This window comes from Pantoea sp. JGM49 (genome assembly GCF_018257655.1).
In the GTDB taxonomy this organism is placed as follows: domain Bacteria; phylum Pseudomonadota; class Gammaproteobacteria; order Enterobacterales; family Enterobacteriaceae; genus Pantoea; species Pantoea communis.
In genome coordinates, this window is the sequence record NZ_JAERJM010000033.1 from 1 (window position 1) to 7,480 (window position 7,480).

At 46.1% G+C, this 7,480-nt stretch carries 7 protein-coding genes; 3 read left to right on the top strand and 4 right to left on the bottom strand.

Going from position 1 to position 7,480, the window contains the following annotated elements:
- The first annotated feature begins 15 nt into the window (after nucleotides 1-15).
- Nucleotides 16-1,041: a hypothetical protein gene (locus JK231_RS25195; RefSeq protein ID WP_211729902.1), complete on the top strand. Its 1,026-nt coding sequence runs from the start codon at nucleotides 16-18 to the stop codon at nucleotides 1,039-1,041.
- A 53-nt stretch (nucleotides 1,042-1,094) separates the two neighbouring features.
- Here JK231_RS25195 and JK231_RS25200 read toward each other — a convergent pair whose 3' ends face one another.
- Complete coding sequence (locus JK231_RS25200; protein ID WP_211729903.1) at nucleotides 1,095-1,409, bottom strand: helix-turn-helix transcriptional regulator; 315 nt, start codon at nucleotides 1,407-1,409, stop codon at nucleotides 1,095-1,097.
- A 28-nt stretch (nucleotides 1,410-1,437) separates the two neighbouring features.
- The gene (locus JK231_RS25205) at nucleotides 1,438-2,559 is read right to left on the bottom strand and encodes an alkene reductase (protein WP_211729904.1); all 1,122 of its coding nucleotides are present in this window, start codon (nucleotides 2,557-2,559) and stop codon (nucleotides 1,438-1,440) included.
- 656 nt (nucleotides 2,560-3,215) lie between these two features.
- Here JK231_RS25205 and JK231_RS25215 point away from each other — a divergent pair.
- Both JK231_RS25215 and JK231_RS25220 read left to right on the top strand, forming a co-directional pair.
- Nucleotides 3,216-3,917 (top strand): hypothetical protein, encoded by a 702-nt coding sequence (locus tag JK231_RS25215; RefSeq protein WP_211729905.1) that lies wholly within the window; start codon nucleotides 3,216-3,218, stop codon nucleotides 3,915-3,917.
- Between the two features lie 6 nt (nucleotides 3,918-3,923).
- Nucleotides 3,924-4,340 carry a type II toxin-antitoxin system YafO family toxin gene (locus tag JK231_RS25220; protein ID WP_211729906.1) on the top strand — a complete coding sequence of 139 codons (417 nt, stop codon included), beginning with the start codon at nucleotides 3,924-3,926 and terminating at the stop codon, nucleotides 4,338-4,340.
- A gap of 428 nt (nucleotides 4,341-4,768) precedes the next feature.
- Here JK231_RS25220 and JK231_RS25225 read toward each other — a convergent pair whose 3' ends face one another.
- Both JK231_RS25225 and JK231_RS25230 read right to left on the bottom strand, forming a co-directional pair.
- Nucleotides 4,769-5,527, bottom strand: coding sequence for a tyrosine-type recombinase/integrase (locus JK231_RS25225; RefSeq protein ID WP_211729907.1), 759 nt, complete (start codon nucleotides 5,525-5,527; stop codon nucleotides 4,769-4,771).
- Between the two features lie 1,010 nt (nucleotides 5,528-6,537).
- Nucleotides 6,538-6,741 carry an Hha/YmoA family nucleoid-associated regulatory protein gene (locus JK231_RS25230; RefSeq protein ID WP_211729908.1) on the bottom strand — a complete coding sequence of 68 codons (204 nt, stop codon included), beginning with the start codon at nucleotides 6,739-6,741 and terminating at the stop codon, nucleotides 6,538-6,540.
- Nucleotides 6,742-7,480 lie beyond the last annotated feature (739 nt).

Below are 7,480 nucleotides of genomic sequence, written 5' to 3' on the forward strand. Positions count from 1 at the left end.
TAATAGAGGTTAAGTATGAGTGAAATGAAATATAGATTGGAAGATTATCCATTGATGACTTCTTTTAAAGGAATTAGCTGGATAGGAAAGTTGAGGGATTTGTCTAAACAAACATTCATATCTGTTGAGGAAAAGACTGTAAACGCCATTGAAACAAGAGGGGTTATGGTAGGACATATGGATGATTATAGAATATATTTTCTAACTTCACGACCTCGCATCAGGATTGTACCTGAGGTCAATGGTTCCTTAAAAAAAAATTATATTTATCAACATACCAATAGTAATGGATATTTAGAATGCAGTTTTACTTTACAGGCTGATATGCCTGATAATGTAAAAGCTCCGAAGGCTAAAGCGCGGTTGATTCTTTCTGAAGAATTAAACACTATAATCAGAGAGGCTGGTAAAACAAAAAGCGAAATACAGGGTGTTTATCTTGCCGAAGATTTCGCTAATGCTATGGTTTTTGAGTTTTCTGACAAGAGCATTAGCTCCGTCGCTATGAATTTAGTTCCCGATCTTAACAAGTTTATTGAAATAGTGGATGAAAGTCCCAATAGAGAATTTTTGGAATCTTTATGCTATGAAATTCAGTATATCGGTCAGGCGACCACTTTTGAAAACCGGCTCAATGCACATAATAAAATCAGAGAGTTGGCGGATCTGCTTTTGACCAGAAGATTAGATCATGAGCCTGTTATTTTCAGTTATACTTTCTCTTGCGACAGTGATTTAGATAATAATTTAAAGATAGATCTATTAGAAGCGACCCTCATTTCTCATTTTAAACCTAGATTTAATATAGATATGATAAATTTTCCAGATGGTAAAAGCCCTAATGAAATATCGCTAATAAAAAGAATTAAAGCACAGTCCATTTCTAAGGTTTCTGTTGATGCGATAGGTTGTTTGTATAAAGAAAATTATTGTCAAAGGTCATTAAGGAGAATTTCTGATGCTTACGGGATTACTTTTGACCAGGCTGGTAATTTGTTTGCAAATTCTGGAGAAGATATATCCTTAAATTTACCTAGGTGAAATATTCTGTTCTGTTTTTTAAGTAAACCACTGGTGGTATGTTTTATCTGGTGTCAAATGTTATTAACATACTCTATTACTTGTGCACTCATTTCCCTGATATTCTTATTATTACTCTTGTAATATGTCCATTTGCCAATCTTTACCGGGGTTACCAGTGAGCCGTCACTTAATGACTTAAGAAGTAAAGATGTGGCAGGCTGTGACAGACCTGCCTTCTTTTGAATCAGACTTGCACACACACCATACTCACTAAAATCGTAAAGTTGCTGATAGTCTGCAAAGGCAACTTCAGGCTGCTTGAGCCATTGCAATACAGCAACCCTTAGCGGGTTAGACAAAATTTTGATGGCATTTTCTGGAGTCATGAAGTCTAGATTCTGTGTTAAAAGTTCATCAGCCAATGACAGGATAGTCAGTATAACCCTTATCTGTTCCGCCATACAGAGTTGTGCCATCAACGTCATTCAGCGCGTGCCCTGAAAGCAGTCGCTCAGGAAGATCAGGATTAGCGATAAACGTCCTTCCGAAACCGAAAAGGTCTCCCCAGCCACTGGCCAGCATCCGCTCAGCTTTTTGTTTTGTATAACGTCCTGAGTACATAATTGGTGCCTGGAATGTTTCCCGCAGCGCTATACGGAAGCTTTCAGGCATCTCTGGGCTATTATCCCAGTCTGCTTCTGCTATTGAAAGATAACCTATTCTCATTTCATTCAGAATTTGAGCTGCGCGAATATAGGTTGCGTTAGGATCACTCTCAACCAGCCCAAGGTAAACACGTTCCTCGTTTGTGCTGGTAAATAACGGTGCAAACCTTACACCCACACGACTACTACCGAAGACCTCACTCACGGCCTCAGTAACTTCACGCAGAAAACGCAGCCGGTTTTCCAGAGAGCCGCCATATTCATCAGTACGAAAGTTAGTGTGCTCGGAAATAAACTGATTTATCAGATAGCCGTTTGCTGAGTGCAGCTCGACTCCATCAAACCCCGCTGCAAGAGCGTTTTCCGCAGCCTTTCGGTACAGCCTAACCATATCTTTTATTTCATTATTTGAAAGTTCGCGCGGGCAACTTGGGGTTGTAAGGATCCCTTCACCCGGTGCTGTCTCAATGAAAACCCTGACATTCTCAGCTGCTATAGCTGAAGGGGCCACAGGGTAATCCTTCCCGGGTTGAAGTTCGGTATGTGAAACGCGGCCTACGTGCCAGAGCTGACAATAGATTATCCCTCCTTCATCGTGCACAGCTTCAGTGATTTTTTTCCATCCCTGTACCTGTTCCTGAGAATGTATACCCGGCGTCCATGCATACCCCTGCCCCCGAGGCTCAATCTGGGTACCCTCTGTCACTATGAAGCCGGCAGAAGCTCGCTGCCTGTAATACTCAGCCATCATGGCGTTTGGTACGTTGCCTGGCTGAGAGCTGCGACAACGCGTCAGCGGAGGCAGCGCGATACGATTGCGTATCTCGAATCCGCCTAATTGAAGGGGGGTAAAAAGTGGTGAAATTGTCATAAATTCGTCCTCAAATGAAAAATGGATTATATTTATATATTTAAATTTGTAAATGCGTAATTTGTGCTTTTTTTTGGACGATAAAATTCAATCCATGCAGTAAAATATTTTAACTGCATGAATTTAATGTAAATCATACACAATTACTGCATCAGGCTTGTGCTAGGGAGTTGATCAGTTTGACAAAATGATCAGCGGAAATAACTGGCGCAAAGAAGTTATTGATCCGCTCCATTGCCGCAGCTTCCTGCTCCGGCTTCTGGCAACCACACGCGTCACCGATTACGATTGGAAGATAACCATTATCTCTCGCTTATCGCTGGCCCGCATAATCTGCCGTAGTCTGGCATGACAAAACAGAGCAGCACGGTATGCCTGAAAGCCTGTTACAGGCCCTTCCCAGATGCTCATCTGATTATCCGGTAGCCTGTGCAGAATAATCTGTGCGACAAAGTTCGTTCAGTCATAATTTTGAAATGTTCAGTGATTTTGCTCCCTAAGCAGCCTGCTCAGGCTCTTGTCTGCGTAATCAAGCTAAAGTTCCGGCACGAAATGCCGAACATGATGAAAGTGGGGCCGTCAGAACAGGGTATGTTCGCCAGGCGGCTCATCCGATCAGATTATCCGGCCTGAGAGTCAGCCCCGGTCATGCAGTAATGCTGATTTTTTCAACGCGGTGCTGTAGAATACGCAGCCGGGCCAGGTTGTGGCATTCACATTATGGGTTTACACTCAGGCAAACGGAGTATTTATCAAGAGGTTTTATGCGATTTGAAAACTGCCTGGAAGAGATGAGCGTTATCAGTCATGTGCTCTCTACGGTGACCTCAAACGCTTCACAATTTTCTTCTGATGATGCTCAGAAACATCACCCTACGGTCTTTCGCCGTAAAAATTATCGTCGCATGCGTGGGGCGCTCAAGGCCGCGGCAAAATACAGCCGTTTCAGAGCTGATGAGAACCAGAACCTTTCCTCAGACCCTGTTGTCGCTGCGCAGGTGGATGAAGTCGAGCGCAGTCTGGCGGATCTTGCTGCCAGACAAGTCAGGCTGACTCATGCCATATCCGGAATGATTGCTGAAAGTATTCGCGAAAGCTTTGGTGAGGATCGTTATCAGAACCTTCAAAACCTCGATCTGAGCATCAGGGGACTTGAGGGGTACGTTAATCAGATTATCCGCAGCGCCGGTAACCCGCATCCTTACATTCTGCGTCTGAGCAGAGCGATAACTGAGTGCCGTCTGGCGGTAGCTGATTTGCTGATGATCCTCGATCAATGTTTCCAGACCGTGGAGTTTTCGGCTTCGCGCACCGGCCTGATTGATGAAGACGTTTTTGCTGATTTTATCTATCACTGAGACGCTATGATTAAGGCCACATGGAACAGTGACAGCTGTGCATCTTACCTGCAGCCCACGTTTGATCTTCGTCCGGCACTTCGCGTAACCCTGTTAGAAGACTTTCTGGCTTTTAAGGGGCACGGCACCTTTCCGGATGTTTTTGGAAAAGACGTGCCCTATACCGCGCCGGCAGCCATTGTCTCCTCTCGCGTATATCACGTGCACCTTCTTTTCACCAGACCGGAAAAAACCAGCTCGCGGATCGCATACAACCGTACCAGCGACCGTGCTCTGGTGTATTCTCAGCACGCTAAATTCCCCCAGGTTTATAGCCTGCTGGCGATTTTCCCTAAGGATGCCCACGCAAGAGCAAAGGATCCGGAGGTGCTGAAGGATATTGCAGCCTACGCTAAAGCATTTCAGGAACTCAGCAACCCCTGAATGCGCACCACATCTCTCTTCAGGTTTTCTTTCATGCAGTTCCCGTTACGTCCCGGGGATCCCGCAACTGACTCACGCCGCCCGCATTGTTCTCGGCTGATATCGTTAAATACGGGAGTTGCGGCTCACGTACTGCTTTCCGGGTAGCTCCGCGCGCGGCCGGTCTGCCCTTACTTATCGTCATTGAAACGCTCACGCCCGTTAAGCTACGGCTTTGCAACATCTCCTTACCTGAACGCCAACAGCAGCGGCATCATACAGCTCAAAACGTCTTTTTATCTGGGGCGTCAGGCTCGTGACAAATGAAGAACGCGGGAAGCAGGCTGTCATGCTCACCTGCAGACATGCTGAAAATCACCTTCTGCAGCAGGGCTGCTGTGTGGTTTGCCGGGTGCCGGTTTGTTTCCCTGCCCCCCGGGCAGTCCCTGTCAGGTGCCCGGCGCCAGCGTGCCTCGCTGCGCCTGGATCAGCATCGTGCGGGCATCGCCCGCCTCCCACGTAAACTGCACCTGATTGTCCGCCGCCACGTCCAGCGCAAACACCTGCATATAAATGTCGGTGGTTTCTTCTTTCTTGTGCCCCATCAGCGCCTGAACGACCTTTTTGTGTGTATGACTGTAGAAAAGATGCATGGCGAACGAATGGCGCAGTGCCTTGGGACACACCGTCAGCGGAAAGGTGACGCCGTCACGTGAGGCGTCGGCCACGGCTTCGTTCAGCCAGCGCCTCACCGTCCTGTCGGTGACCGGCCACAGCGGCTCATGCCGCTTTGGCCTGAAAGTGGCCATGTGCTGGCGTAGCTGGGTCAGAAAACGGCCGTCCGTCAGCGGCACGATCCTTTCCGGCACCTGATTTTCATCCTTACGCGGGCGGCCGCGGCCGCGCGTGCGCTGCTTGAGCGTTTTCAGCACCACGTAGGGCTGGCCGCCGTCGTCCAGCACAAAATCTGCCGGGGTCAGCGCGAGCGCCTCGTTAATGCGCGCGCCGGTGTTCCACATCAGGTTAATGAGGCTCGCGCGCTGCAGGTCGGGAATGTAGGAAAGCAGCGCGGCGACTTCCGGCGCCAGCAGGTAGCGCGGCAGCCTCCCGTCATGGAGCGCCATCCTCCGCAGGCGCATCGCCTGCGGCAGGTTCATGGCGGGCACGCGCGCGCCCGCGTTCAGGTGTTCCGGCAGTCCTGCGGTCATGGTTACCTCTGCAACAGTCACGCCCAAAACTGACGGCGTCGCTGCGTGAATTCTGAAAATTTTTACGGGTCTGATATCGCCAGATTTTACACAGCGACGCCTGGGGTAATTCCGGTGATTTTCTGACCGGAAAACGCTGCTGGAGGAAAATTTTCACCTGACGGAGGGCAATTTGCCATCAAAAAAAATACCCGAAAAGAAGATCCTGCAAAAGTGAAAAATGTCCGACTTTCTTCAAATATACCCAAAAGCGGACACTAGCATGATTTCCTCAGGATCCCTTCTCTGCAAACGGCTTACCTGAATTTACTATATATAGTAGTTACTGTGTCCAATGTGGCGCTATATAATGTGTTTTCCTGCGAAAATTCCTGGTGAGCGTGAGGATCCGTCTTTCGGGGAAACCGGACATCGCTACGAGAAAGACGTGAGTTCAGAATGAACATGGAGCTTCTGGCGACTTTACATGGACATCACAGTACAGGATCAGTCACCTCATGCAGGGTGCCTTCACCGGTTTACTTGAGGCAGCACCGGCATCGGGAAAAGATACGTTATCAGCGCAACGCATCCAGCCAGCATTACCCGTCAGTCAACAGTGCAGAAGGTGAAATCGTAGATATGATGTGCGGGGGATTAAAATATACCCTGCCAACTGTAATAAATTCGAAAAGATCACCTAAATTAAGAACATTCTGGCTTTTGCGGACTCTTATATCTCAGATTGAGTAAGCCAATAAGAGGGTAAATGCAATCGATTATGTTATGTCATTCTGGCCGGATATATGATGACGCGAAGACCAGAATCAATCTTCGGTTTATATATCTTTCATCATTTAAATTATTAATAGAGAGCTGTGCGACTATGCTGATTGATTTTCCTCCAGGGTATGCAGCCACGTGCTGGTTGACATTATTTATATGCATAGTACTTGCTTGGGTCATCTTCAGAAACTAGTCAGCCCGGATTTCACTTATGTAAGTGAAGTTGAATATTGGATGTTATTAATTCAGAAAACATATTGCCAGACGTGTCTGGGTACCCGATCAAATAGCCTACCGGCGGCAAACTCGGCTTTACGATGATCATAAGCCTGTGTCATGGCAAATTCATCTTCCAGATCATCTTTATAGCTGAGATGTTCATAGACTTTTTCCAGGGTTTCTAAGCTCTGATAACGTCTAAATTTTAGCAACCATTCAGTTCGGTTCATAATATATACATCCGTTTTGTCTCAGGTAAGTAAGGGAAGTGAAAATTTAAGTTAAATAATTTAAGTTGGCATTCTTTTAGCAGATACTTCAAAAGTATTGTTCATATAGCCTAAGTTCATATCCTTGTCCAGAACCTTAATGCTCACGATAAAACCGGAAAACATCACTGATCTTATAAACGACCCACTCATAGCTTTACAATAGTCCTGAATTAAAAAACTTACAAGATAGCGAAGTAATTAAATCCATTAAAATATATGTAATGCCGATAAAGTAAGTGTTAAGAGTTTGAAACTTATCAATAGGAATAATGATAATTTTCATGTTTTCAGTGATGGCTTTCAGCGAGACTTTCCTGAAATTGACCAGGAAAGACTGGATTCTTTTATTGAATCTTCTTGTCATTTGAAGTGGTAGCACAGGTGATAATATTCAAGCCACTCGGCTTAGACACTGTTTAACTTCTTTGTAAAGCCTGTACGAACGTCATGGCCTGCAGTTACGCTGCATCTTTATGCTGGTATTGTCTCTGTATTTTCGAAATTCCGGAATAACGCAGGTCACTATATGACTATGATTTCAGCCAGAGTTTAAGGCTGCTCTGGACAGAGCCAAAACTGCCTTCCTAAGGGGCTGACATATATGACTTAGCTATTTCGGCCTGACCTGCCCCCAGGATTAGATACAACCTTCAGTTAGTAATGTCGGTTGGTTTTTCTTCATATTTCCCGTTTCGCC